Raw genomic sequence first — 25471 nt, forward strand, 5'->3', positions numbered from 1 at the left:
GCGTTGTCTCAGTGTCGATGGAACGGCGCGTCAGCGCTTTTCAGAAGTGGGAGGCGGGACGAGATCGATGCCGCCCGCGGAAAACGGGTGGCAGCGGCAAATACGCCTGGCGGCGAGATAAGTCCCGCGCGCGGCGCCATGATACTGGATTGCTTCGCGCGCGTAATCAGAACAGGAAGGGTAAAAACGGCACCGGTTGCCGAGCATTGGGCTCACGGCAACCTTGTAAAAACGCAATAAAGCGATGAGTACCGTTTGCATGGCTGATGCGGCCGGACGGCGCCGCGCAACGTGGAGTACCGGGTGACGCCCGTCCGGCGGGGCGGCCAAAGCGGCCTGAACTGCCGAACTTTCAATACGGACGGTCACTTGAGCATCATTCCGTCTTGGGCGCTTCCGCGGGCGGCGCCTCGCGACGGACAATTTCGCGCGCTGCCTTATCGAGCAGCGCCTCGATTTCACTGCGGCACAGCGCCTTCAACGGCGGCGACGAGGCGCTGGGCAAAGCCTTCTTGTCGAAGCGCGTGTGCAAACGCAGCAGCACATCCCAACCGCCGAATTCCGCGCGACGCAACCGGAAGGCTTCACGCGCGATTCGACGTACCAGATTACGCGTGGCCGCGCGCGGCGCATACTTCTTGCCGATCACGAGGCCCAAGCGCGCGTCGTTGCCGGTAGGCCGGCCGTAAACCACGAAGTGCGGGGTGCGGCGCCACGGGCGCAAACGAAAAACGGATGAAAATTCATCCGTTTTCAGTAGCCTGGCGGCTTTGGGAAAGGCGGCGTGCGCTCGCAACGGAACCGAGCCCGGTTGCTGCGCCCCAGCCGCTCCCGCTTCGCCGCGGGCTTCGGTCACAGCGCGCAATCCGCTCGCCTTAGATGGCGAGGCGCTTGCGGCCCTTCGCGCGACGTGCGTTGATGACCTTGCGGCCGCCAGCGGTCTTCATGCGAACGCGAAAGCCGTGGGTGCGCTTGCGACGGGTAACGGAGGGTTGGTAAGTACGTTTCATGTTGCTCTCACTTGATCGAAAAAAAACCGCGCGAGCATCGCTGAAAGCGCAATGGCCGGAGGTTTACTGAAATTGGTTTTCGCGGAACCCGCTATTTAAACCGCTTTTCCGTTGGCCGTCAATAGCTTAGCCAGGTTCGGCCGCAGACCGGGCCTCGTTCGCCAGATGATCCGTCCCTGTGGATAACTCCCTTCCGGGTCCGTTTTGGCGTTAGAATCTCGCCTTACTTCCCAAAAATCCTGCACGCCGCTCCGGCTCGCTTGCCCCGCAAACCCTTGTGGCACAAGCGCCTGGAGCCGTTACGCCTGGCTGCTCAGGGCCTTGTTGCGCGCGCGCGACAAGGGCAGCGGCGACCGCCGTGCACACCATAACGACAGCAACTCGATGAACGATTTCTGGCAACACTGTTCCGCATTGCTGGAGCGTGAGCTTACGCCCCAGCAGTACGTGACGTGGATCAAACCGTTGGCCCCGGTCGCCTTCGACGCCGCTGCGAACACGCTTAGCATCGCCGCGCCGAACCGCTTCAAGCTCGACTGGGTCAAGAGCCAGTTCTCCGGCCGCATCGCGGATATGGCCCGCGATTTCTGGCAAGCGCCGATCGACGTGCAATTCGTGCTGGATCCGAAAGCGGGCATGCGCGCCTTCGCGGCACCGCCCGCGCCGGCTCGTCCGGCTTCGTCCGCGCCGATGGGCGGCGGCCATTCCGGCGGTGGCGCCGCAGTCGACGCGGCGCTCGGCGCCGTGCAGGCGGCGCAAATGGCGCGGGCCAACCATGCCATGGCCGCGCAAAACGCTAACGCCCGCGCGGCTGCCGAAGACGCCGCCGACCTCGATTTGCCGAGTCTCGACGCGCACGAAGCCGCAGCTGCACGCCGCACCTGGCGTCCGGGCCAAAGCGCCGCTTCGACCGGCAGCGGCGAAAACGACTCGATGTACGAGCGCTCGAAGCTGAATCCGGTTCTGACCTTCGACAACTTCGTGACCGGTAAGGCCAACCAGTTGGCGCGCGCTGCGGCGATTCAGGTCGCGGACAACCCCGGCATTTCGTATAACCCGCTGTTCCTGTATGGCGGCGTGGGCTTGGGCAAGACCCACCTGATCCACGCAATCGGCAACCAGCTTCTGATGGAGAAGGCCGGCGCGCGGATTCGCTACATCCACGCGGAACAGTACGTGTCCGACGTGGTGAAGGCGTACCAGCGCAAGGCGTTCGACGATTTCAAGCGCTACTACCACTCGCTCGACCTGCTGCTGATCGACGATATTCAGTTCTTTTCGGGCAAGTCGCGCACGCAGGAAGAATTCTTTTACGCGTTCGAGGCGCTGGTCGCGAACAAGGCGCAGGTGATCATCACCAGCGACACGTATCCGAAGGAAATTTCGGGGATCGACGACCGCCTGATCTCGCGCTTCGACTCGGGCCTCACGGTCGCGATCGAACCGCCCGAGCTGGAAATGCGCGTCGCAATTCTGATGCGCAAGGCGCAGTCGGAGTTCGTCAGCCTGAACGAGGACGTCGCGTTCTTCGTCGCCAAGCATTTGCGCTCGAACGTCCGTGAGCTCGAAGGCGCGCTGCGCAAGATCCTCGCGTACTCGAAGTTCCACGGCCGCGAAATCACGATCGAACTGACCAAGGAAGCGCTGAAAGACCTGCTAACGGTGCAGAACCGGCAGATTTCGGTGGAAAACATCCAGAAGACGGTGGCTGACTTCTACAGCATCAAGGTCGCTGACATGTATTCGAAGAAGCGTCCGGCGAACATCGCGCGGCCGCGGCAGATCGCGATGTATCTGGCGAAGGAGCTGACCCAGAAGAGCCTGCCGGAAATCGGCGAGCTGTTCGGCGGGCGCGATCACACGACTGTGCTGCACGCGGTGCGCAAAATTGCCGACGAACGTAGCAAGGACGCCCAGCTGAACCACGAGCTGCACGTGCTGGAGCAGACGCTGAAGGGCTAAGCGGGCCGGACGGAAAAATCGACCTGTTTATTTCCAAACTCGCCCCCATTTTAGTGAGGCGGTTCCATTTTCAGGCACAATACAGGTTTAACCGCCCGGCGGCCGCGGGCGGATTTCACGCCGTGACGGGCGCTGCGTGGCGCCGGCGGGGAGCCACGGCTGCATGCTGCAAAGCTTACCTGGCAAGGCGCGCAGGCCGTTATATCAACGAAGGAACTCTATGCAACTGGTCAAGACCGAACGCGATAACCTCCTCAGGCCGCTGCAAACTGTGAGCGGCATCGTCGAACGCCGCCATACGTTGCCGATCCTCGCCAATTTGCTGATTACCAAGAACGGCCCTGATGTGTCGTTCCTGTCGACCGACCTCGAATTGCAGATCACCACGCGTGCCGATTTTGGCGTGGGCGGCGATTCGGTGGCGACCACGGTGGCAGCACGAAAGCTCCTCGACATTCTGCGCGCGATGCCCGACGGGCAGGTCACGCTCACTTTGAACGACAAGCGCCTGACCGTGCAATCCGGCAAGAGCCGCTTTGCGCTGCAAACGCTCGCCGCGGACGAATTCCCGACGGTCGCGCAAGCTAAAGACTACGGTGCGAACCTCGTGGTTCCCCAGAAGACGTTCCGCCAGTTGCTCGGCATGGTCCATTTTTCGATGGCCCAGCAGGACATCCGCTACTACCTGAACGGCATGCTGCTGGTGGTGGACGGCGACCAGCTGATGGCGGTCGCTACCGACGGCCACCGTCTGGCGTTCTCGTCGATGAAGATCGAGGGTTCGTTCTCGCGTCAGGAAGTGATCATTCCGCGCAAGACGATTCTGGAATTGCAGCGTCTGCTGGAAGACATCGATGACACACTGAAGATCGACATCGCGCAAACGCAGGTGAAATTCACGTTCGGCCAGGTCGAACTGGTGTCGAAGCTGGTGGAAGGCAAGTTCCCCGACTTCCAGCGCGTGATCCCGAAGTCACACAAGAATCAATTCCTGATTGGCCGCGAAGAACTGCAACGTTCGCTGCAACGCGCGGCAATCTTGACGTCGGACAAATTCAAGGGCGTGCGCTGCATCATCGAGCCGGGCCAGTTGAAGATCATGTCCACCAACGCCGATCAGGAAGAGGCGCAGGAAGAACTGGAAATCGCGTACGACGGCGACAGCGTCGATATCGGGTTCAACGTCACGTATCTGCTCGACGTGCTCGCGAACCTGAAGGTCGACATGTTGCAAGTGAGCCTGGGCGACGCCAGCTCCAGCGCGTTGATCACGATTCCCGAGAACGACGAATTCAAATACGTGGTGATGCCGATGCGCATCTGACGCGTCCAACACCAAGAACACACCAAGGGGCGCAGCGCCCCTTTGGCGTTTTTATGGCGTTTTGAAAAGTCCCGAGCAGCAACCTCGCAGTAACGCAGAACCGGAAAAAATCCATGACTGAAACGAACAATACGCAACCCGACAACAGCTACGGCGCCTCGTCCATTCAGATCCTCGAAGGTCTGGAGGCTGTGCGCAAGCGGCCGGGGATGTACATCGGGGATACATCGGATGGCACCGGTTTGCACCACCTCGTGTTCGAGGTGCTCGACAACTCGATCGACGAGGCATTGGCCGGGCACTGCAACGACATCCAGGTGATCATTCACGCGGACAACTCCATCTCGATCACCGACAACGGCCGCGGCGTGCCGACCGGTCTGAAGATGGACGACAAGCACGACCCGAAGCGCAGCGCCGCCGAAATCGTGATGACCGAACTGCATGCCGGCGGCAAGTTCGACCAGAACAGCTACAAGGTGTCTGGCGGCCTGCACGGCGTGGGCGTGTCGTGCGTGAACGCGCTCTCCGCGTGGCTGCGCTTGACCGTGCGCCGCGACGGCAAGAAGCACTTCATGGAATTCCACCGTGGCGTGCCGCAGAACCGCGTGATCGAAGAGATCGACGGCGTGGCCGTGTCGCCGATTCCGGTGGTGGGCGATACCGAGAACCGCGGGACTGAAGTGCACTTCATGGCCGACGAGTCGATCTTCGGCAATGTCGAATATCACTACGACATCCTGGCCAAGCGCATTCGCGAGCTGTCGTTCCTGAATAACGGCGTGCGCATTCGCCTGATGGACCAGCGCAGCGGCAAGGAAGAAGATTTCGCGTTCGTCGGCGGTGTGAAGGGTTTTGTCGAGTACATCAACAAGAACAAGGCCGTACTGCACCCGAACATTTTCCACATCAACGGCGAGAAGGACGGCGTCGGCGTGGAAGTGGCAATGCAGTGGAACGACAGCTACAACGAAAACGTGCTGTGCTTCACGAACAACATTCCGCAGCGCGACGGCGGCACGCACCTGACCGGGTTGCGTGCGGCGATGACGCGCGTGTTGAACAAGTACATCAACGATCACGAAGTCGCGAAGAAAGCCAAGGTCGAAACGTCCGGCGACGACATGCGCGAAGGGCTCTCGTGCGTGCTTTCCGTGAAGGTGCCGGAGCCGAAGTTCAGCGCGCAGACCAAGGACAAGCTGGTGTCGTCGGAAGTGCGTGCACCGGTGGAAGACGTGGTCGCGAAAGCGCTCGAGGAATTCCTTCTGGAAACGCCGAACGACGCGAAGATCATTTGCGGCAAGATCGTCGATGCCGCGCGCGCGCGCGATGCGGCTCGCAAGGCGCGCGAAATGACGCGTCGTAAGGGCGTGCTTGACGGCGTCGGTCTGCCTGGGAAACTGGCGGATTGCCAGGAGAAGGATCCGGCGAAGTCCGAGATTTATATCGTCGAGGGTGACTCGGCAGGCGGCTCGGCGAAGCAGGGGCGTGATCGGAAATTTCAGGCGATCTTGCCGCTGCGCGGCAAGGTGCTCAATGTGGAGAAGGCGCGCTATGACAAGCTGCTTTCTTCGGAGCAGATCGTGACGCTGATTACCGCGTTGGGTTGCGGGATTGGCAAGGACGATTACAACCTCGAGAAGCTGCGTTATCACCGCATCATCATCATGACCGATGCTGACGTCGACGGTGCGCACATTCGGACGTTGTTGCTGACGTTCTTCTATCGTCAGATGCCGGACATGATCGAGCGTGGGTATATCTACATCGCGCAGCCGCCGCTGTTCAAGATCAAGGCGGGTAAGGACGAGCGGTATCTGAAGGATGAAGCCGAGGTTAATGCTCACATTCTGAAGCTCGCGCTGCAAGGGTCGGAGCTGGTGGCTTCGGAAGGCGCTACGCCGATCACCGGCGATGCGTTGGGCGAATTGGCTCGGGCTTATCTGCTTGCTCAGGCCGTGGTGAATCGTTTGAGCCGGTTGTACGACGCTGGTGCGCTCGAGGCTGTGATGGATGGGGTGGTGGTCGACCTCACGAGTGAAGCTGCGGCCGAGGCTTCCGCCAAGGCACTCGAGGCCAAGCTGCGCGACGACGCACTGAAGCCCGAGGTGACGGTGACCACGATGTATGACCCGGTGCGTGAACTGCGCTCGCTGCGCGTCGCTCGTACTCATCACGGTAATCAGAAGATTTCGGTGTTCGATGAAGAGTTTCAGTTGACTGCGGATTATCAGCAGCTGATCAATACTGCTAATACGTTCAAGGGGTTGATCGGCGTTGGCGCAGTGATCAAGCGTGGTGAGCGGAGTATGGCGGTTAGCGACTTCAAGAGCGCGATGAAGTGGTTGCTGGCTGATGCTGAACGTAACGTTTCCAAGCAGCGCTATAAGGGTCTCGGTGAGATGAATCCTGAACAGCTTTGGGAGACGACGATGGATCCGACGGTGCGTCGTTTGCTTCGTGTGCAGATTGAGGATGCTATTGCGGCTGATGGCATTTTCACTACGCTCATGGGGGATGACGTGGAGCCGCGGAGAGCTTTCATTGAGTCGAATGCGTTGAGGGCGGGGAATATTGATGTTTGAGGGTGTTTGTAGTGCTGAGAAACAGAAATCACTGGACTAGCGCCGGGTTAGCTGGACTCGAATGCACGGAAATGATTAGGTTTTCGTACTTGTCATCAGACAGCACTCAACGTTGAGTCCACGTCGCATGATTTGAGGGAGGCGATCCAGCCGCGGTTGGCTCGGATTGCCCGCTTGAGGAATTCAAAGGGTTACAGGTGAACAGCCTGTAACCCTTTCGCGTTTGGGTGTAGGGCAATCGCTAGGAAGGAGGGTTCGGTCAGCATGGCGGAGGAGCATCAGGTTTAGCATCAGTGGCTTCGCGTAGTTTCGCTGAGGCGGCACAAGCCGGTCCGGCCATATCGCAGAACATGCTTTCGAGCAGCGTGCGCAAATACCCGGTGAAGACACGCGTCTCGTCGTCGGCTCACCAACCATGCGATATGCAATATCTTCGGATGCGGGAAAATGCGCGCGGGTTTCGCATCGTCCGCGCTACCAGTTCCGTCGGGCAACGTTTGCCCCGCGAGAGCAGGACCATCAAACGCAGGCGCGTCACGGCTCGCGTCAAACATTGCACCCGGTATCCAGGTGGCGCACGGATACCGCTATTAACGCAAGCGGCACCCGACAAGAAGCGGTTCACTCCCTGAGCGTCAAGCTGTCGCCCGACAACCTTGAGTTTCCCCACCTGTCGCGTTAAATTGCGCCTCGCAGATCGTGCAAGCCGCCTTCGGCGACGTTGTACCTCACCCGGTTTGTAATTGATTGGTAAGGATTGCTGATGTCAACGCGGGAGAGACGTGAAGAAAGTGACGTGCGCGAGCGGTCGGCCGGACGTAACGATACCTTGCTGCCTGGATGGGTGGCTGCGGCATTGGCAGGCGTGCTGGGCGCCTTGAGCCTGTCGAAGAGCGTGTCCATCGATCTGCGCTGGAGCGCGGTGATGGCGAGTGCATGCCTGAACCTGGTGATCGTCGCGCTCTGGCGCCCGTCGGTAGTGCGCGCACCGGCAGATCCGGAGAAGGAATCGGTCTGGAAGCGAGGCGTAAGTTTCGTGAAGCAAGTCGTCTCGCGCGACGCCGGAAAGCCCGACTTCAGCCACCTCGTGCGCACCCTTCGCTGGCAACCTTGGTGCGTCGCCATGTGCGCCGGTCTGTCCATGACGTTCGCCGCAATGGCGTTCGAGCCCTTGGCCCCTGACGCGCTGATCCACGCGATGGTTGCGCCGTCCCTCACGATCGTCAGCGGCACGGCTGCGCTGGCTCTGGCTTTTCTCACGCTCGTTGCCGAACGGTTTTACGCACACGACGCGCAGCGCTCGCGTGACTCGCTGTCCGCGTCGCTGGCGGGCCTGCTGCGCGTCCTGCTCCTGTGCGCACTCGGGGCGGCTTTGTCGGCTGGATGGTTGGTCTACGCGCATATGACGGCCGATCTGGTCGTGCATGTTGCCGCCGTCTTCTGTGCGGCCATTGCCGTCGAAATGCTGGTGCGTACGCTTCTTCTATGGATCTTCCCGCCGCGCGCCGGTGAACAGACGAGGCATGTGCCATCGAGCCTGCTTGCCGGGCTATTGCATTATCGACGCTCGCCGCTCGCGTCAATCGGCGCCGAATTGCATGACCGCTACGGCATCGATCTGCGCCAGAACTGGGTGCTGCGTAGTTTCATGCGGTTGTTACCCGCCACGATAGTGACAATGGCCGTCTGTGCGTGGTTGCTGACCTCGGTCGCGGTGCTGGGTCCTTCGCAACGCGCCGTATACGAGCGATTCGGCGCGCCGGTGGCGGTATGGTCGCCCGGTCTGCATATTGGCATGCCCTGGCCGTTTGGCAAGGCTCGCCTTGTCGACAACGGCGCGGTGCATCAGATCATCGTCTCGGGAGGGGCAAACGACAGCAGCGTCGCGGCACCCTCCGTCAACGCCGACGGTCCGACGCCCGAGCAGTTGAACCGTCTCTGGGACGTCCAGCATCCATGGGAGACGAGCCAGGTGATCGCCGGCGCCACCGGCGATCAGCAGAGCTTTCAGATCGTCAACGCCGACGTGCGGCTGGATTACCGCGTGGGCTTGAGCGACGCTGCCGCGCGGGCCGCGCTGTACCGGTCGGTCGATCCGGAAAGCACGGTTCGCTCGATCGCCAATCGCGAGGTGATGCACTACCTCGCCTCGCATACGCTACAGGCTTTGCTCGAGACGAGCCAGACCGCCATCGCTGAAAAGGTGCGCAGCGCGGTTCAGCGGCAACTCGATCAGCTCGCGAGCGGCATCGAAGTCGTGGCGGTCGTCATCGAGAGCGTGCACCCGCCAGCGGGCGCTGCCTCGGCTTATCACGACGTGCAGGCAGCGCAGATCCGCGCGCAGGCAAGCGTCGCCAGGGCGCATGGCTTCGCGGCGCAATTGCTGGGCAATGCACAGCAACAGGCGCTCACCGGTGTCGCTCAGGCTTCGGCGCGAGCGGCAGACACGCTTGCGTCGGCGCATGTGCAGCAGATCAATTTTGAAGCCGACACAGTCGCATACCGGCTAGGCGGACCGGCCTTTGCATTCGAGTACTACCTGGCCCGCTTGCAGCATGGGTTGCAGAACGCGCGCATCACGGTGATCGACGACCGGCTGGTCGCCGACCGGCGCGCGACCCTCGATCTGCGCACTTTCACGGCCGGCGATCTCGCTGGCTTTCCGCACAGCAACTGATGCGCACGCCACACGCCGGACAGGCTGTTCTCAAGGTGACTTCATGAGTTTGTTCCATTTGCATACCGATGGCCACGGGCATCACCAGCACCACCACCACGATCAAGGCAACGCACAGACCGGTCGCGGCGGTCCGTTCTACGTGCGCGTCCTGCTTGCGGCGCTATGCGTCGTCATCGCGATTGCCGTGGCGAGTTTCATTTCGGTGCGGGCGGGCGAGGCCTCGGTGATCACGCGCTTCGGGCAACCCGTGCGCGTGCTGCTCGAACCCGGTCTCGCGTGGCGTCTACCCGCGCCGATCGAGGCAGCGGTGCCGGTCGACCTGCGCCTGCATACGACATCGAGTGGCTTGCAGGACGTGGGCACGCGTGACGGTTTGCGCATCATCGTGCAGGCCTACGTCGCGTGGAAAGTCGCTGCGGATCCGAACGACGTGCGCCGCTTTGTTCGGGCCGTGGGCAACCGGCCCGACGAGGCCGCGCAGCAGATTCGCTCGCTGCTCGGTTCGTCGTTGCAAACCACGTCGGCCGGCTTCGACCTGGCGTCGCTCGTCAACACGGATCCCTCACGGGTACGCATCTCCGCCTTCGAGGACGCGCTGCGCAGTCAGATCGACGCGCAGCTTTACTCGGCCTACGGCGTGCATGTCGTTCAAGTGGGACTGGAGCGCCTGACGTTGCCCGCGGTGACACTCTCGGCGACGGTCAGCCGGATGAGCGCGGAGCGCGAGACGGTTGCCGCGCAGCGTACTGCAGACGGCAATCGCGAGGCCGCGCAGATCCGCTCGGACGCGGACCGCGATGCCCGTCTGGCGGTTGCCGACGCGAACGTCAAGGCTGCGCAGATCGAAGCGCAGTCCCGCCAGGATGCCGCCGCCATCTATGGCAACACCTATGCCGGCAATCCGCGCCTCTATACGATGTTGCGCTCGCTCGACACGCTCGACTCCGTGGTCAGCGCCAATACGAACCTGATTCTGCGCACCGATGCGGCGCCGTTCCAGGCGCTGGTGCAGGGGCCCATCGACCTAGGAGCCGAGCCGTCGCGGCAGACGGGCGCGGGCATGGTGTCCGCGTCGGCGTCGAAAAAATCCAGGGCCGCGCGATGACCACGGACAGCAGCTTGCCGCCGCTCGGGCCCGGCACACAGGCAGTCCGGCTGTCCTTCTGGTTTGTGGCAGCCGTGGCCGTGCTGGCCGCATGCGCTTGGGCCGGTTCGAACATCCGGCGCATTCCGCCCGACAGCCGCGCAGTCGTGTTGCGCTTCGGTGCATTCGTTCGCACCCAGGACGCCGGACTGCTGATTGCCTGGCCACGTCCGTTCGAGTCGACCTTGATGGTGCCTGGCAGTGCGCGCGTGCTCGAACAACGCATTCAGTCGCTCGAACGCGATCCGCGTGCGCGCGGCGCGGATGCCCATTTGCCGCAACTGCCGCCCTTGTCGGAAATGGAGGGCACGGCGGGGCCGACGGATTTGCCGCCTATGCGGGCCGACGGCGTGGCCCCCCTCCTTCAGCCCGAACCAGAACCTGATGCCGTGCCGTCAGCCGGTGCGCTGTTACCCGATGCGCTCGCCGGCTCGGGCTACCTGCTGACCGGCGACAACGGCGTGTTGCAGTTGCATGCGACGCTGTATTACCGGGTGATCGATGCCTACGCCTATGTCCTGCAAAAAGACCGGCTCGATGCCGCGCTGGAGCGGATCGTGTCGGCGTCAGCGGTCGCGGTTGTGGCGCAGCGCAACCTCGATGCGATCCTGGTCGCGCGGCCGGAACGGCTGTCGGCAGATCAGCAACTGGCCGTCGAGCGTGAGCGCTTGCGCGGCGATCTCGCGCAGGAAATCGAGCGGCATCTGCGGCAACTCGATGCGCAGCATGCGGGACTCGGCGTCGAAGTTGCGCGAGTCGATGTCGAGGCCGCATTCCCCGCTGCCGCCGTCAGTGCGTTCAATTCAGTTCTGACCTCGTTGCAGGTGGCCGAGCGCAGCATGGCTGAAGCGCGCACGGCCGCCGAGAAGACCCGGCAGGATGCCCAGCAGGACGCGGACCGGATCGTGCAGAACGCCCAGGCGAACGCGGTTGAACGCGTCGCCACTGCACGGGCGAAAACCTTGACCATTCAGCAACTGGAAGCGCCATTACGCGACCATAGCGACCCGGGCCTTCTCGCGCGCGTCTATCGGGACCGGGTGCAGTTGATCCTCTCGAAAGCGGCGAGCGTGACGACCGTCGATCCGCACAACACATCAAACCTGATCCTGCCGGGGAATGCGAGATGAGCGCGAGAATCGGGCACGCAGCACATACTGACGACCACGCGTCGCACGCGAATCACGCCGACGGCCTCACTCAGGGCACGCCGATCGCCTTGTCGGTAACCGAGCAGCGGGCGATGACGCGGCACATCGGGCTTGCGCTGCTGGCCGGCGGCCTGCTGGTGTTGTCGACAGCATGGCGTGCGCTCGCCCCGGCGGATGTAACGCTGGCGCAGATACTCGCCGGACTTGCGTCGCTGGTCGTGGCCGGGCCGGTGTTCGCCGGCGCGTGGCATAGCCTCAGGTCGCCCAGTCTGCACGGCGTGACCGACCGCCTGATCGCGCTCGCGATGCTGGCCGCGTGGGCCGTCGGAGATATGGCCACGGCCGCCTTGTTGCCGATTGTCATGACGCTCGGCCATGCGCTCGAAGAACGCAGCGTACTCGGCTCGCAGGAGGCGATCCGGGCCCTCGGCCGGCTGGCGTCGGGCAAGGTGCGGCGCATCCGGGCAGACGGTTCGATCGAAGAAGTGCCCTACGACGCGCTGCAGGCCGACGACCAGATCGAAGTGGTGGCCGGCGCACGGATTCCCGCCGACGGCGTCGTCCAGCACGGCCAGTCGAGCGTCGACAATGGACCGATTACCGGCGAGTCTGTGCCGCTCGACGTCGTGCCGGGCACGGCCGTTTTCGGCGGTGCAATGAATCTCGACGGTCCGCTACGCATCGACGTCACGCACGCGGGCAAACACTCGACGCTCGGCAAGATCATCGAATTGATGCAGCGAGCCGAGCAGGCAAAGCCACCGATTACGCAGATACTCGAACGCTACATGGGCGCTTATCTGTGTCTCGTCCTGCTGATCGCGGCCATCGTCTGGTTCGCGTCGGCGAATGCGTCGGCGATGCTGGCGGTCATCGTCGCAGCGTGCCCGTGCGCGCTCGTGTTGGCCGCTCCGTCCACGGCCATTGCCGGGATCGCCGCGGGAGCCCGGCACGGCATCCTGTTCCGGAGCGCTGCGTTTGCCGACAAGTTCGCGCAGATCGATTCGCTGGTGATCGACAAGACCGGCACGCTGACTTACGGCGAATTGCGCGTCGAGAAGGTGTTGCTGGAACCGGGCGTCGATACTTCGCAGGTGCTGGAACTGGCGGGGCGCCTTGGCGGAGGCAGCGCGCATCCGGTGAGCCGCGCGCTGGTGCGCTATGCGGCGGATGCCATTGCGGGCCTCGAAGAGGCGCCGCTTGAACTTGCGCGCGAACTGGGAGGCCTCGGCATCGTCGCCGATACTGCTGAAGGTGTCGCCGTGCTTGGCCGCCACGGCTTGCTCGCGGACTACGTGCAGGCTTTGCCGCAACCGCCGCGCGAGATCGACGGTCCCTGTGTGGGACTCGCGTTGAACGGCCGCTTGCTGGCGTGGTTCGCTTTCGCCGACGCGCTGCGCGCGGAGGCGAAGGACGCGCTCGCCGAATTGCGGGAGCTCGGGTTGACGCGGCAGACTCTTCTGACCGGCGACCGCGAACCCGTTGCCCGGAAGCTCGCTGCGCAAACGGGTATCGGGATCGTCGTCGCGCAGGCCTTGCCGCATGACAAGCTTGACTATGTCGTGCAGGAGATGGCGGCCGGCTATCATCCGCTGATGGTCGGCGATGGCCTGAACGACGTCCTTGCTATCAAGGCGGGGCCTACCAGCGTTGCAATGGGCGGGCGCGGCATCGACATTGCGGTGGCCTCGGCCGATGTTGTCCTGCTCGGCGACGATCTGCGACGTATTGCGACAGCCGTGCGGCTCGGCCGGCGCTGCGTGCATACGGCAACCATCAATGCGGTGATCGGTCTGGCCTGGACGGTCGCGGTGATCGTGCTGGCGGCGACGGGCGCGTTGGGCGCCGTGTGGATCGCGCTGCTACATAACGTCGGCACGTTCATTGTGATCGCCAACGCGGGACGGCTGCTGCGAATGGACGACAGATAACCGTCGCGAGAGTTTATGAGTTTCGTCTTTCGTTAGCCGTTGATAATTCGCGGCACCGATGGTAGAACGCAGCCCGCCGGGCCTGTAAGTAGAGATACTTATGGGCCCTTTTCTCTATCAGTTGGCACTTGTTGCGAGGAGTAACGACTTAGCATCCCTGTTCCACGGTTATCTCGGCCAAGGAAACTGCGTTGTGGATGTCGGCCCGTCAAAGTCTGACGTCAAATTTTCGAGCCAGGAAAGTGCAACGGCAACAGCCTGCTTGCAGAACACGCCTTCGTCGCCTACCGGACAGCTGCATTCATACGCGAGTTCGCCATCGTCGACGGCGAGTTCAACCCAGTAACGGTGCGTGCCTCTCACGGTGGCGCGAACAGCGTCATCGCGCTCATCCAGGCGGGAGACGACACCATCGTGAAAATAAGCCTTGCCGCGCGCAAACGTCTTCGTAGCCGCGAGCGACTGGACTTCGGCAAGAGTGAGAACCTCGGAAAGCTCTGCAGAGCGGGACATCGGTTGACCGGTGAAAAACGGACAGTGCCGCGACGGGCGGCGCACAGACACGATGATACGGCGATGAGCAAGGAGGCGCCCGATTCCGAACGTGTGGGTTGGGCTCGCGAAATTGCATGGCGAAAACCCAGGCAGCCGGGGAGAGAACCTCCCGCCAACGCCCCCAAACTTATCCACACACCCCTTTGGACAACTTTTGTAGAAACCCCCTGGCACCTTGTGGGCGAAACCTTGATAAGCCCGCAGGTTAACCAAGCCGCACAAAAGTTTTCCCTGGCTCCTGCCTCCTGTCCGCCCTTACTGCGCAGACTTATGGTTTACGCAGCCCATTGATGCGTAAACGAAGTTTCAAGTTATCCCCAGCCAGGGGCGATGCTTGTTAACTATTACTACGTATACATATACAAAGACTATAAAAACCAGAGAGGCGTCCGGAAAGCGCGCTGCGTATACATGCATAAGCTTCCACGAGCGCGTTCACAAACGCGGTCAACCGTCAAACCAACGGTAAACAGATCTCGGTAACCAGATCCGCAGGCGCAGTCTCCTTCGGGCTATTCAGATACTCCTCTAACACCGGCGCGTCCGCCGCTTCACGCCCCGACTGCACGAGCCACGTCCCGTACAACCACTCGTACGCCGCCGGCAGATCGCTATACGGACCCTTATGCCGCAACACCGCGTATTCCCCGCCTTTAACATGCGCGACTGAAACCGGTGGACTCACCGTCACCGCCACTTGCAGCGGATGCGGCAACGACACCCCAGCCTTGGAGCGCAACGCGTTTTCATCGACCACATCGGGATCATCGAAGAAAATCCCGATCATTCGCATCTCCGCCGCCAGCAAGTTATGTTGAGCGAGCCACCCGAACAAAGCATCGAACGCTTTGCTGATTTGCATATATGGCCCCACGTGATCCACCGACAAAACCTCAATCGGCTCCACATAACGAATCACCACTTCGCGCATCGTCATTTGACCGTCTCCTGAAAGCGCCGGACGAAGCCGGCAATGCGTGCCTTGCTTGCGATACTGCGCCGGCGGCACGCCCAACACCGCGCGAAAAGTGCGCGAAAAAGACTGCAAACTGCTGCAGCCCGATCGCTCGGCGATCTCCGCAATCGCCATCGAACCGTTCGCGAGATACCCCCGCCGCGCGATGCAACCGCAAGCCGCGAACCGTTGTCGCGACCGTCTCGCCATACATCGCCTGATAAATCCGATGCCAGTGATACGGCGACAGGCACGCTATGCCAGCGAACCGCCCGATATCGAGCGGCTCGTCGAGATGATCGTAAATAAGATCGAGCGCGCGTGCGAGCCGCGTTTCGTATCGAACCCGATCGTCTGATTCGTTCATGAATGACCTTGCCGACAAAGAGCGGCACATACGGAAAGAGAAAAGTACCACGCCCCCGTTTACCCAATCCTGCGAACTTCACGCCAGACTGCAAAGCGCAGTTAAGCGCCCGTTAACACCCGAACGCACCGACAACTTTGCCGAATTTCGATAACACCCCCGAATAATGGCTCCCTACCATCGGCTGAAGCCTGTCGGCCCATGCACCGCAAAGTCTTGCGGCGTCGAGCAAACCGCGTCAATGCACACACGCGAACCCAGGAGCATCCGATGAAGCCAGCTTCCAATCAGCAGTCGATCGGTCAGGCCATGCATCACGAGCTGAAGCAGACGCTCGGCACATGGCAGCTATGGGGCATTGCCGTCGGCCTCGTCATTTCCGGCGAATATTTCGGCTGGAGCTATGGCTGGGCGAGCGCCGGCACGCTCGGCTTCGTCATCACGGCCATTTTCGTCGCCGCGATGTATACGACCTTCATCTTCAGTTTCACCGAGCTCACGACGTCGATTCCACACGCGGGCGGCCCCTTCGCGTACGGACGCCAGGCATTCGGTCCGACCGGCGGTTATCTCGCGGGCGCGGCAACGCTCGTCGAATTCGTATTCGCGCCACCGGCCATCGCTCTCGCCATCGGCGCTTATCTGCATGTGCAGTTCCCCGGACTCGAACCCAAACACGCTGCAATGGGCGCGTATCTCGTGTTCATGGCGTTGAACATCGCCGGCGTCCAGATCGCCGCGGCGTTCGAGTTGTGCGTGACGCTGCTCGCAATCTTCGAACTGCTGGTCTTCATGGGCGTCGTGTCGCCGGGTTTCCGCTGGTCGAACTTCACGACGGGCGGCTGGGCCGGCGCGAATACCTTCAGCATGGGCTCGTTCCACGGCATGTTCGCGGCGATCCCGTTCGCGATCTGGTTTTTCCTCGCGATCGAAGGCGTGGCGATGGCGGCCGAAGAGGCGAAAAACCCGAAGCGCTCGATTCCGATCGCCTACGTCACCGGCATTCTGACGCTGGTCGTGCTCGCAATCGGCGTGATGGTGTTTGCCGGAGCGGCCGGTGACTGGACCAAACTGTCGAACATCAACGACCCGCTGCCGCAAGCGATGAAATTCATCGTCGGCGAACACAGCGGCTGGATGCATATGCTGGTGTGGCTCGGCCTGTTTGGACTGGTCGCGTCGTTTCACGGCATCATCCTCGGCTACTCGCGGCAGATCTTCGCGCTGGCTCGCGCGGGCTATCTGCCGGAGTGGCTCTCGAAGGTGCATCCGCGCTTCAAGACACCGCATCGCGCGATTCTCGCGGGCGGCGTGCTCGGCATTGCCGCGATCTACAGCGACGAGCTGATCCAGTTCGGCGGCCAGACGCTGACGGCAAACATCGTGACGATGTCGGTGTTTGGGGCTATCGTGATGTATATCGTCAGCATGCTGGCGTTGTTCAAACTGCGCCGCAGCGCGCCGAACATGGAGCGCCCGTATCGTGCGCCGCTGTTTCCGTTCTTTCCGGCATTCGCGTTGGTGGCGGCGGTAATCTGTCTGGCGACGATGGTCTACTTCAATTTTCTGGTGGCGATCGTGTTTGCCATCTTCCTCGCGCTGGGCTACGTATACTTCCTGTTGACCCGCCATCAACGCGAGGCGGCGCCAACCGACGCCTTGCTCGAAGAATGACGTGACGAATCGAGCCGCTGTGCGAGCAGCGGCGATGGAGTCGTAAGCATGAGCTACACCGAGTCGATCGGCAGCCGCAAGTATCGCTTCGCCGATCTGAAGACGCTGATGGCGAAAGCTAGCCCGCAGCGCTCCGGCGATCAACTCGCGGGCGTCGCGGCAGCGAGCGAAGAAGAACGCGTCGCTGCCAAAATGGCGCTCGCGCAGGTGCCGTTGCGCACCTTCCTCAATGAAGCGTTGATCCCGTACGAGAGCGATGAGGTCACGCGTCTCGTGATCGACGATCACTCGCCGCAAGCGTTCGCCGAGATCTCGCATCTGACGGTCGGCGATTTCCGCAACTGGCTGCTGAGCAGTTCGACCGATGCGGACACGCTCACGCGTATCACCGCCGGTCTCACGCCGGAGATGGTTGCCGCTGTGTCGAAGCTGATGCGCAACCAGGACCTGATCCTGGCGGCGCGCAAACGTCCGGTGATCACGCGCTTTCGCAACACCGTCGGCTTACCGGGTCACATGTCGGTGCGTCTGCAGCCGAATCATCCGACCGACGACGTCAAAGGCATCGCGGCTTCGATGCTCGACGGCCTGATGTACGGTTGCGGCGATGCGATGATCGGCATCAACCCGGCGAGCGATAATCTCGCCGCGATCACGAAGCTGTTGCTGATGATCGACGAATTTCGCGAGCGCTATCAGGTGCCGACGCAATCGTGCGTGCTGACGCACGTCACCAACACGATTGCCGCGATAGAAAAAGGCGCACCGGTCGACCTGGTGTTTCAATCGATCGCGGGCACGGAGAAAGCGAACGCGGGCTTCGGTATTTCGCTCGCGCTGCTGCAGCAAGCGTATGAAGCGGGACTGTCGCTGCAACGGGGCTCGGTCGGCAACAATCTGATGTACTTCGAAACCGGGCAGGGCAGCGCGTTGTCGGCCGACGCGCATTTCGGCGTCGACCAACAGACCTGTGAAGTGCGTGCGTACGCGGTGGCGCGCAAGTTCAATCCGTTCCTCGTGAACACGGTGGTGGGCTTCATCGGCCCCGAGTATCTGTACGACGGCAAGCAGATCACGCGCGCCGGGCTCGAAGACCACTTCTGCGGCAAGCTGCTCGGCGTGCCGATGGGTTGCGACATCTGCTACACGAACCACGCCGAAGCCGATCAGGACGACATGGACAACCTGCTGACGCTGCTCGGCGTCGCGGGCATCAATTTCATCATGGGCATTCCGGGCGCGGACGATGTGATGCTCAACTATCAGAGCACGTCGTTCCACGACGCGCTGTATGTGCGCAACGTGCTCGGTTTGCGCCGCGCGCCGGAATTCGAGGAGTGGCTGGAGTCGATGCAGATCACCGACGCACGCGGTGCCTTGTTGAGTGCGTCGCCGCAGCAACCGCTGCTCGAAGGCGCGCGCGACTGGATGGGCATCGCATGAGCGACTTCCTCGAAAAGAACCCATGGAACGCGCTGCGTGAGTTCACCAACGCGCGTATCGCGTTGGGCCGCGCAGGCAGCAGTTTGCCGACTGCGCCGTTGCTCGCGTTCAACCTGTCGCATGCGCAGGCGCGCGACGCGGTGCATCATCCGCTCGATGCCGATGTGTTGCACGAGCAGTTGCGCGCGCAAGGCTTCAAGACATTGGATGTGCATAGCGCGGCGCCCGATCGTGAGCATTATTTGCGGCGTCCCGATCTGGGCAGGCGCTTATCGGAGGAGAGTCGCGTGATGCTCGCAAAGACGCGGTGCGCGCCGAGCGATGTGGTGTTCGTGATTGGCGATGGTCTTTCCGCGTTCGCCGCATCGAAGCAATCGGTCCCGCTGCTGCAAGCCGTTTGCCCGACACTCGCGGATTGGACAATCGGCCCGGTGGTGGTGGCACGGCAGGCACGCGTCGCGCTCGGCGACGAAATCGGCGAGTTGCTCAACGCGAAGATCGTGGTAATGCTGATCGGCGAGCGGCCTGGTTTGAGTTCGCCTGATAGCCTCGGCATTTATCTGACGTACGCGCCCAAGGTGGGATGCAGCGATGCGCAACGCAATTGCATTTCGAATGTGCGCCCGGAAGGACTCGACTACCCGCTGGCCGCGCACAAGTTGCATTACCTGCTGACGCATGCCCGTCGCCTGGGACTCACCGGCGTCGGCCTGAAAGACGACAGCGATGCGCTGCTGGCAAGCACTCCAGCAACGCCCGCTATCGGCGACGATTCAAACAAGGCCGCGACGTAACCTACGACGTAAGCGACCCGGGCATCAGCCCTCAGGCATCAGCCCGTTCCACCGGATGAATTTCAAGCCACGCATTCTCGTCGTCTTCGAAGAGCCGGGAGCGCGTGAGAAACCGCATGCCGCTCGGGCGCTCCAAAGAAAACATCCCGCCATTACCGGGCACCACGTCGATGATCAGTTGCGTGTGCTGCCAGTATTCGAATTGCGATTCGCTCATGTAGAAGGGCACGTCCGCGATCGTCCCGAGTTTCACATCGGACCCGCCGACCATGAACTCGCTGCGGGGAAACATCATCGGCGCGCTGCCGTCGCAGCATCCGCCGGATTGATGGAACAGCACCTGCCCATGTTCGGCGCGCAGCTTGCCGATCAACTCGACAGCGGCAGGCGTCGCGATCACGCGGGCGACTTCTTTCTCATCGGCCATCATATGCCCTCGCTGAAAAGAGCGAGCCGCGCAATGCGGCCCGCCCCGGTCGGACCGCGCACGTTTAGAAGAACCCGAGCGGCTTCTCGCTATAGCTGACGAGCAGGTTCTTGGTCTGCTGGTAGTGATCGAGCATCATCTTGTGATTCTCCCGGCCGATGCCCGATTGCTTGTAGCCGCCGAACGCCGCATGCGCCGGATACGCGTGGTAGCAATTGGTCCACACGCGGCCCGCCTGGATTTGCCGACCGAAGCGATAGGCGCGCGTGCCATCGCGCGTCCAGACGCCGGCGCCCAGACCGTAGAGCGTATCGTTGGCGATTTCCAGCGCTTCGTCCTCGGTCCTGAAGGTCGTGACCGATACCACCGGCCCGAAGATTTCCTCCTGGAAGATGCGCATCTTGTTGTGGCCGCGGAACACGGTCGGCTTCACGTAATAGCCCTTGCTCAGCTCACCGTCGAGCGTGTTGCGCTCGCCGCCGATCAGACATTCTGCGCCTTCCTGTTTGCCGAGGTCGACGTACGAGAGGATCTTTTCGAGCTGCTCCTGCGAGGCTTGCGCGCCGATCATCGTCTTGCTGTCGAGCGGATGCCCTTGCGCAATCGCGGCGACGCGCTTCAACGCACGTTCCATGAAGCGGTCGTAAATCTTTTCATCGATCAGCACGCGCGACGGACACGTACACACTTCGCCCTGATTCAGCGCGAACATCGTGAAGCCTTCGAGTGCTTTGTCGAAGTAGCTGTCGTCGGCGTTCATCACGTCGGCGAAGAAGATGTTCGGGCTCTTGCCGCCGAGTTCGAGCGTCACCGGAATGATGTTCTGGCTCGCGTACTGCATGATCAGACGGCCAGTCGTGGTCTCGCCGGTAAACGCGATCTTCGCGATGCGCTTGTTCGACGCGAGCGGCTTGCCGGCTTCGAGACCAAAGCCGTTCACCACGTTCAGCACGCCCGCGGGTAGCAGGTCATGGATCAGTTCGACCAGCACGAGAATCGAAGCGGGCGTTTGCTCAGCGGGCTTCAGCACCACGCAGTTACCGGCGGCCAGCGCTGGCGCGAGCTTCCACACCGCCATCAGGATCGGGAAATTCCACGGGATGATCTGACCGACCACGCCGAGCGGTTCGTGAAAGTGATAGGCGACAGTGTCGTCGTCGATCTCGGAGATCGAGCCTTCCTGTGCACGCACCGCGCCGGCGAAGTAGCGGAAGTGATCGATCGCGAGCGGAATATCGGCGGCCATGGTTTCGCGCAGCGGCTTGCCGTTGTCGATCGTCTCGGCGACCGCGAGGCGTTGCAGATTCGCTTCCATCCGGTCGGCGATGCGGTTCAGGATGTTCGCACGATCCGCCGTGGAGGTTTTGCCCCATGCGACTTTCGCACGATGCGCGGCGTCGAGCGCGAGTTCGATATCGGCTTCGCGTGAACGCGGGATCGACGTGAAGGGCTCGCCGGTGATCGGCGACACGTTGTCGAAGTACTCGCCGCCCACGGGCTTCACCCATTCCCCGCCGATAAAATTCGCATACTGCTTCTTGTACGGGAATTCGGTGGTCAGAAACTGCATCTCCGCGTGATTCATCTGTGTGCTCCTCACATGTTTGAATGGGCTATATCCGGCGCGATATACCGCTCGGCCGTGACAGCCTAGAGCCAGAAGTGTGCCATGCACCGCGCCGGTGACCCGTGCACGCGCAGCAGGCATCGGCGCACGGCATCGTGCGCAGCGCTGTTCAGGCCAAGGCACTGGAGCGTTTCGTTTCTGACCAGTGTGTGCCGTCCTGTTCACGAATTGAACAGGGCGCGCGGGCGAGAGCGCGACAAGTGGGTTCGGCATGGGACTTGCCTTCCTGTTCTCTTTCGCTTCCGTTTGCGCAGGTCCGGTATGACGACCGATACCCGAGACGACCGCCTCATCAATCCGACGCTCGCGCCGCAGCCAAGCTTCCGCGTGCAGACGCGCGTCGCTCATGACGCCGATGAACAGGCGGGCAATCTGCACGGCTGGAACCAGACTTATGACCAGTTGACCGCGGGCTGCTTCGTCGGCGAACTGACGGAGCTGTGTGTCGATCACATGCAGGTGTTCGTCGAGACGACGAGCCACACGTTGCGGCAAACCTGCGAGGTGCAGAAGGACGCGTACTGGTTCGGTATCCCGACTTGCACGACGGCTTCGGGCCGCATCGACGCGCAGGTGATCGCCGGCGACGCGCTCGCGTTTCGTCCGGGCGGCGTGGAGTTCGAATTGCTGACCTCGGCGGGCTACGAGATTTTTGGCGTAGTGGTGAAGGGCGAGGTGCTGCGCCGCTATGCGGCGGACGTGGAGCGTGTCGGTCTCGCCGATCATATGCCGCACAACGAAGTCGTGCCGATCGGCGTGGCGCGCAAGGCGCGCTTATGTGCGTCGCTGCGTCAATTGCTCGACGACGGCGCGGCGAGCGGCGCACCGTTGTCTGCGTTCGCGCGCAACAATGTGCAGGCGTCGGTGCTGGCGTCGCTGTTCGACGTCGGCGCGTTGCCGGCGGCGCAGCCGGTTGCGATGCCGGCGCGGCCGCGTCGTCAGTCGATCGTGTCGGAAGCGCGCGAGTACGTGCTGGTCCATCGCGATCGCGCGGTCAGCGTGCCGGAGTTGTGCGAGCGGCTGCATGTGAGCCGGCGCACGCTGCAGTACTGCTTTCAGGACGTGCTCGGCATGGCGCCCGCCACCTATCTGCGCGCGATTCGTCTGAATGGCGCGCGGCGCGATCTGTCGAATGCATCGCGCGAATCGCGTTCGGTGCAGGATGTCGCGGCGGCTTGGGGCTTCTGGCATCTGAGCCAGTTCGCAACCGATTACCGCAAGCTATTCGGCGTGCGCCCGTCGGAGACCTTGAAGGCGGCGGTGAGCGTTCGCCACGGCATGGCAGAAGCAGGTTCGTTCGCTCACTAGGCGCGCGGGCGGCACGCGCGCAGCGGACAGGCAGCGGTCCCGCCGTTCAGGCGCCAGCAACACGCGCCTCGTATCCGCGCGCAACTCACGTGCGCAACTCACTTGTGCAACAGACGCAGCCCGTTCCCCACCACCAGCAGGCTCGCGCCGACATCGGCGAACACCGCCATCCACATCGTGCCGAGACCCATCAACGTCAGCACGAGAAACACGCTTTTAATGCCGAGCGCCAACGCGATGTTCTGCACCAGCACCGCATGCGTCGCCTTCGACAGACGGATGAATTGAGGAATCTTGCGCAGGTCGTCGTCCATCAGCGCGACGTCGGCGGTTTCGATCGCGGTGTCGGTGCCCATCGCGCCCATCGCGAAGCCGATGTCGGCGCGTGCCAGCGCGGGCGCATCGTTGATGCCGTCGCCGACCATGCCGACCGTTGCCCCGTCAGCCGACCATTGGGCGACCGCGTTCAGCTTGTCTTGCGGCAACTGGTCGCCGCGCGCTTCGTCGATACCGACCTCCTGCGCGATCGCCGAGGCGGTGTGCCGGTTGTCGCCCGTGAGCATCGCCGTGGCGACGCCGAGCTGCCGCAATTCGGCGATGGCGGCGCGGCTCGTCTCCTTCACCGTATCCGCGACGGCGAAGAGCGCGAGCACGCGCTCCGGGTTCATCAGCATCACGACGGTTTTGCCTTCGCCTTCGAGCGTGTCGAGGCGCGCTTCGAGCGACGCCGAGCAGCGGCCGAGCTCTTCGACCAGCCGATGATTGCCGAGCCAATACGGCGCGCCGTCGATAGTGCCGCGAACGCCGCGCCCCGCCAGCGCTTCGAACGCATCGACCGTGAGGTGGGCCATGCCGTCGCTTTGCGCCGCCGCCGCTATCGCCATCGACACCGGATGATCGGAGCGCCCCGCGAGACTCGCCGCGAGCGCCCGGCAACGGAGCGCGTCTGCCATGCCGCCGACGCCGCGTAAGTGCTCGAACTCGGTCTGCGCCGGTTTGCCGTGCGTGATCGTGCCGGTCTTGTCGAGCGCGAGCCGGGTGAGCTTGCGGCCCTGTTCGAGGTAGGCGCCCCCTTTGATCAGGATGCCCTTGCGCGCGGCGGCCGCGAGCCCGCTGACGATGGTCACCGGCGTCGAGATCACGAGCGCGCAAGGACAGGCGATCACCAGCATCACCAACGCCTTGTAGACCCACTCGTGCCACGCTCCGCCCAACAGCAACGGCGGCACGAGCGCGACGGCGAGCGCGATCGCGAACACGATCGGCGTATACACCCGCGCGAACCGGTCGACGAAACGTTGCGTCGGCGCTTGGGCGCCTTGCGCTTCTTCGACCGCGTGGACGATCCGTGCGAGCGTCGTGTTGCTGGACCCGGCCGTGACGCGATAGTCGAGCGAGCCCGCCTGGTTGATCGTGCCGGCGAACACGGCGTCGCCGATGGTTTTGTCGACGGGCAGGCTCTCGCCCGTGATCGGCGCCTGATTCACGCTGGAGCGGCCCGCGACGACCTCGCCGTCGAGCGCGATCCGCTCGCCCGGCTTCACGCGCACCACCGCGCCGAGCGGGATCGCATCGAGCCTCGTGAGTTGCCAGCCGCCATGGGGTTGCCGCACGCTCGCCTGCTCCGGCGTGAGTTGCATCAAGCCTTGGATCGCATGGCGGGCGCGGTCGAGCGACTTCGCCTCGATCAGTTCGGCGATCGTGAAGAGCACCATCACCATCGCGGCTTCCGGCCATTGGCCGAGGATCAGCGCGCCGCTCACCGCAATGCTCATCAACGCGTTGATGTTCAGGTTGCCGTTGCGGATCGCGAGCCAGCCCTTGCGGTACGTTGTGAGGCCGCAGGAGGCGATCGCGAGGATCGCCAGACCCGCAGCAAGCCAGGCCGGTGCGCCGAGCCAGCCAGCGGCCTCTGAGCCCGCCGCGGCGGCCCCGGCGAGCGCGAGCGGCCACCACGGCCTGGGCGGTGCGGGCGAAACGGCGGAGGGCGCTGTGCCGGAGGCGGTGTCCGCGAGTTCGGGTGTGAAGTCGAGTGAGTGGAGCGCGGCGAGGATCGCAGCAAGTGCATGCGGCGCGTGGACGACCGTCAGCACACGCTGCATCAGATTGAAGTCCATGCTGCGCACGTGGGGCATGCGGCTGAATTTCTTGCGGATCAGCGCTTCCTCGGTCGGGCAATCCATCTGCATGATGCGGATCGCGGTGCGCATATCGTCGCCGACGGCTTCGGATCGCGGCAGCGCGATGGCTGGCGGGATCGCGGTTGCGGGTGTGCAGCAATCGCCGGCGGCATGGGTGTGATGGGCGGGTCGATCTGCATGCGCGTGGCCATGATCGTGGCAATGGCCGTCGCGGTGCTCGTGCTCTTGCCCACAACACTCCTCTCGTCCGTGTGCATCCTCATGCGCATGAGCATGCCCCTCACGCCCATGAGCACAGCCTTTCCCCTCTTCAAAACGGTCCGCTTCGGATTCGCTGACTTGACGCATTGGTGGCTTCCTGGTTCGATTTGTGGTCTAGTAAACACCTTGAAG

Annotated in this window: 19 protein-coding genes and 1 pseudogene; 12 read left to right on the plus strand and 8 right to left on the minus strand. The window is 62.7% G+C overall.

The window, feature by feature from the left end:
* Positions 1-30: 30 nt before the first annotated feature.
* The 3 genes from yidD to rpmH form a co-directional block, all read right to left on the minus strand.
* A complete protein-coding gene (gene yidD, locus HV770_RS13735; RefSeq protein ID WP_007180115.1) occupies positions 31-261 on the minus strand; it encodes a membrane protein insertion efficiency factor YidD in 231 nt (76 codons plus the stop codon).
* A gap of 115 nt (positions 262-376) precedes the next feature.
* The gene (gene rnpA / locus HV770_RS13740; RefSeq protein WP_425497410.1) at positions 377-856 is read right to left on the minus strand and encodes a ribonuclease P protein component; all 480 of its coding nucleotides are present in this window, start codon (positions 854-856) and stop codon (positions 377-379) included.
* A gap of 19 nt (positions 857-875) precedes the next feature.
* On the minus strand, positions 876-1010 hold the full coding sequence (rpmH, locus tag HV770_RS13745; RefSeq protein WP_004198824.1) for a 50S ribosomal protein L34: 135 nt from the start codon (positions 1008-1010) through the stop codon (positions 876-878).
* 384 nt (positions 1011-1394) lie between these two features.
* On the opposite strand from rpmH, the gene dnaA reads away from it, so the two are divergent.
* The 7 genes from dnaA to HV770_RS13780 all read left to right on the plus strand — a co-directional run bounded on the left by dnaA (position 1395) and on the right by HV770_RS13780 (position 13787).
* Positions 1395-2972 (plus strand): chromosomal replication initiator protein DnaA, encoded by a 1578-nt coding sequence (gene dnaA / locus HV770_RS13750; RefSeq protein WP_217468599.1) that lies wholly within the window; start codon positions 1395-1397, stop codon positions 2970-2972.
* Positions 2973-3192: 220 nt separating this feature from the next.
* Positions 3193-4296, plus strand: coding sequence for a DNA polymerase III subunit beta (gene dnaN, locus HV770_RS13755; protein ID WP_121316156.1), 1104 nt, complete (start codon positions 3193-3195; stop codon positions 4294-4296).
* Positions 4297-4409: 113 nt separating this feature from the next.
* Entirely contained in the window at positions 4410-6881 is a 2472-nt protein-coding gene (gene gyrB, locus HV770_RS13760; RefSeq protein WP_175160372.1) for a DNA topoisomerase (ATP-hydrolyzing) subunit B, read from the plus strand.
* Between the two features lie 763 nt (positions 6882-7644).
* Complete coding sequence (gene hflK, locus HV770_RS13765) at positions 7645-9558, plus strand: protease modulator HflK (RefSeq protein WP_246290901.1); 1914 nt, start codon at positions 7645-7647, stop codon at positions 9556-9558.
* Positions 9559-9601: 43 nt separating this feature from the next.
* Complete coding sequence (gene hflC, locus HV770_RS13770; protein ID WP_175160374.1) at positions 9602-10666, plus strand: protease modulator HflC; 1065 nt, start codon at positions 9602-9604, stop codon at positions 10664-10666.
* Entirely contained in the window at positions 10663-11835 is a 1173-nt protein-coding gene (locus HV770_RS13775; protein WP_175160375.1) for an SPFH domain-containing protein, read from the plus strand. Before hflC ends, HV770_RS13775 begins: the two co-directional genes overlap by 4 nt.
* Positions 11832-13787 (plus strand): heavy metal translocating P-type ATPase, encoded by a 1956-nt coding sequence (locus HV770_RS13780; protein WP_217468600.1) that lies wholly within the window; start codon positions 11832-11834, stop codon positions 13785-13787. Before HV770_RS13775 ends, HV770_RS13780 begins: the two co-directional genes overlap by 4 nt.
* 168 nt (positions 13788-13955) lie before the next feature.
* On the opposite strand, the gene HV770_RS13785 is transcribed toward HV770_RS13780, so the two are convergent.
* On the minus strand, positions 13956-14300 hold the full coding sequence (locus HV770_RS13785) for an SWIM zinc finger family protein (RefSeq protein WP_343048214.1): 345 nt from the start codon (positions 14298-14300) through the stop codon (positions 13956-13958).
* Between the two features lie 496 nt (positions 14301-14796).
* Positions 14797-15574: pseudogene (locus tag HV770_RS13790) on the minus strand (AraC family transcriptional regulator).
* On the opposite strand from HV770_RS13790, the gene HV770_RS39425 reads away from it, so the two are divergent.
* The 4 genes from HV770_RS39425 to eutC all read left to right on the plus strand — a co-directional run bounded on the left by HV770_RS39425 (position 15527) and on the right by eutC (position 19575).
* Complete coding sequence (locus tag HV770_RS39425; RefSeq protein ID WP_281366218.1) at positions 15527-15655, plus strand: hypothetical protein; 129 nt, start codon at positions 15527-15529, stop codon at positions 15653-15655. The pseudogene HV770_RS13790 and the gene HV770_RS39425 sit on opposite strands and share 48 nt — an antisense overlap.
* 279 nt (positions 15656-15934) lie before the next feature.
* On the plus strand, positions 15935-17338 hold the full coding sequence (gene eat / locus HV770_RS13795) for an ethanolamine permease (RefSeq protein ID WP_175160377.1): 1404 nt from the start codon (positions 15935-15937) through the stop codon (positions 17336-17338).
* A gap of 48 nt (positions 17339-17386) precedes the next feature.
* Entirely contained in the window at positions 17387-18781 is a 1395-nt protein-coding gene (locus HV770_RS13800) for an ethanolamine ammonia-lyase subunit EutB (protein WP_175160378.1), read from the plus strand.
* Positions 18778-19575, plus strand: a complete 798-nt coding sequence (gene eutC, locus HV770_RS13805; protein ID WP_175160380.1) for an ethanolamine ammonia-lyase subunit EutC — start codon at positions 18778-18780, stop codon at positions 19573-19575. Before HV770_RS13800 ends, eutC begins: the two co-directional genes overlap by 4 nt.
* Before the next feature lie 31 nt (positions 19576-19606).
* On the opposite strand, the gene HV770_RS13810 is transcribed toward eutC, so the two are convergent.
* Both HV770_RS13810 and adh read right to left on the minus strand, forming a co-directional pair.
* A complete protein-coding gene (locus HV770_RS13810; RefSeq protein ID WP_175160678.1) occupies positions 19607-20002 on the minus strand; it encodes a DUF779 domain-containing protein in 396 nt (131 codons plus the stop codon).
* 64 nt (positions 20003-20066) lie between these two features.
* Positions 20067-21587, minus strand: coding sequence for an aldehyde dehydrogenase (adh, locus tag HV770_RS13815; protein ID WP_175160382.1), 1521 nt, complete (start codon positions 21585-21587; stop codon positions 20067-20069).
* A gap of 303 nt (positions 21588-21890) precedes the next feature.
* Between adh and HV770_RS13820 the strand changes: the two genes are divergently transcribed.
* The gene (locus tag HV770_RS13820; RefSeq protein WP_175160384.1) at positions 21891-22937 is read left to right on the plus strand and encodes a helix-turn-helix domain-containing protein; all 1047 of its coding nucleotides are present in this window, start codon (positions 21891-21893) and stop codon (positions 22935-22937) included.
* Between the two features lie 98 nt (positions 22938-23035).
* Here the strand turns inward: HV770_RS13820 and HV770_RS13825 are convergent, their stop codons facing one another.
* Entirely contained in the window at positions 23036-25426 is a 2391-nt protein-coding gene (locus tag HV770_RS13825) for a heavy metal translocating P-type ATPase (RefSeq protein ID WP_484555941.1), read from the minus strand.
* Positions 25427-25471: the final 45 nt, after the last annotated feature.

Origin of the sequence: Paraburkholderia fynbosensis, from assembly GCF_902859935.1 — a bacterium.
GTDB classification, from domain to species: domain Bacteria; phylum Pseudomonadota; class Gammaproteobacteria; order Burkholderiales; family Burkholderiaceae; genus Paraburkholderia; species Paraburkholderia fynbosensis.

Coding starts and splice junctions, on each gene's coding strand:
- HV770_RS13825 (WP_484555941.1), bottom strand. CDS start 25,426: ATGCGTCAAGTCAGCGAATCCGAAGCGGACCGTTTTGAAGAGGGGAAA.
- HV770_RS13780 (WP_217468600.1), top strand. CDS start 11,832: ATGAGCGCGAGAATCGGGCACGCAGCACATACTGACGACCACGCGTCG.
- HV770_RS13820 (WP_175160384.1), top strand. CDS start 21,891: ATGACGACCGATACCCGAGACGACCGCCTCATCAATCCGACGCTCGCG.
- eat (WP_175160377.1), top strand. CDS start 15,935: ATGAAGCCAGCTTCCAATCAGCAGTCGATCGGTCAGGCCATGCATCAC.
- HV770_RS13775 (WP_175160375.1), top strand. CDS start 10,663: ATGACCACGGACAGCAGCTTGCCGCCGCTCGGGCCCGGCACACAGGCA.
- adh (WP_175160382.1), bottom strand. CDS start 21,587: ATGAATCACGCGGAGATGCAGTTTCTGACCACCGAATTCCCGTACAAG.
- hflK (WP_246290901.1), top strand. CDS start 7,645: ATGTCAACGCGGGAGAGACGTGAAGAAAGTGACGTGCGCGAGCGGTCG.
- HV770_RS39425 (WP_281366218.1), top strand. CDS start 15,527: ATGCCAGTGATACGGCGACAGGCACGCTATGCCAGCGAACCGCCCGAT.
- gyrB (WP_175160372.1), top strand. CDS start 4,410: ATGACTGAAACGAACAATACGCAACCCGACAACAGCTACGGCGCCTCG.
- yidD (WP_007180115.1), bottom strand. CDS start 261: ATGCAAACGGTACTCATCGCTTTATTGCGTTTTTACAAGGTTGCCGTG.
- HV770_RS13785 (WP_343048214.1), bottom strand. CDS start 14,300: ATGTCCCGCTCTGCAGAGCTTTCCGAGGTTCTCACTCTTGCCGAAGTC.
- dnaN (WP_121316156.1), top strand. CDS start 3,193: ATGCAACTGGTCAAGACCGAACGCGATAACCTCCTCAGGCCGCTGCAA.
- HV770_RS13810 (WP_175160678.1), bottom strand. CDS start 20,002: ATGGCCGATGAGAAAGAAGTCGCCCGCGTGATCGCGACGCCTGCCGCT.
- hflC (WP_175160374.1), top strand. CDS start 9,602: ATGAGTTTGTTCCATTTGCATACCGATGGCCACGGGCATCACCAGCAC.
- rpmH (WP_004198824.1), bottom strand. CDS start 1,010: ATGAAACGTACTTACCAACCCTCCGTTACCCGTCGCAAGCGCACCCAC.
- HV770_RS13800 (WP_175160378.1), top strand. CDS start 17,387: ATGAGCTACACCGAGTCGATCGGCAGCCGCAAGTATCGCTTCGCCGAT.
- dnaA (WP_217468599.1), top strand. CDS start 1,395: ATGAACGATTTCTGGCAACACTGTTCCGCATTGCTGGAGCGTGAGCTT.
- eutC (WP_175160380.1), top strand. CDS start 18,778: ATGAGCGACTTCCTCGAAAAGAACCCATGGAACGCGCTGCGTGAGTTC.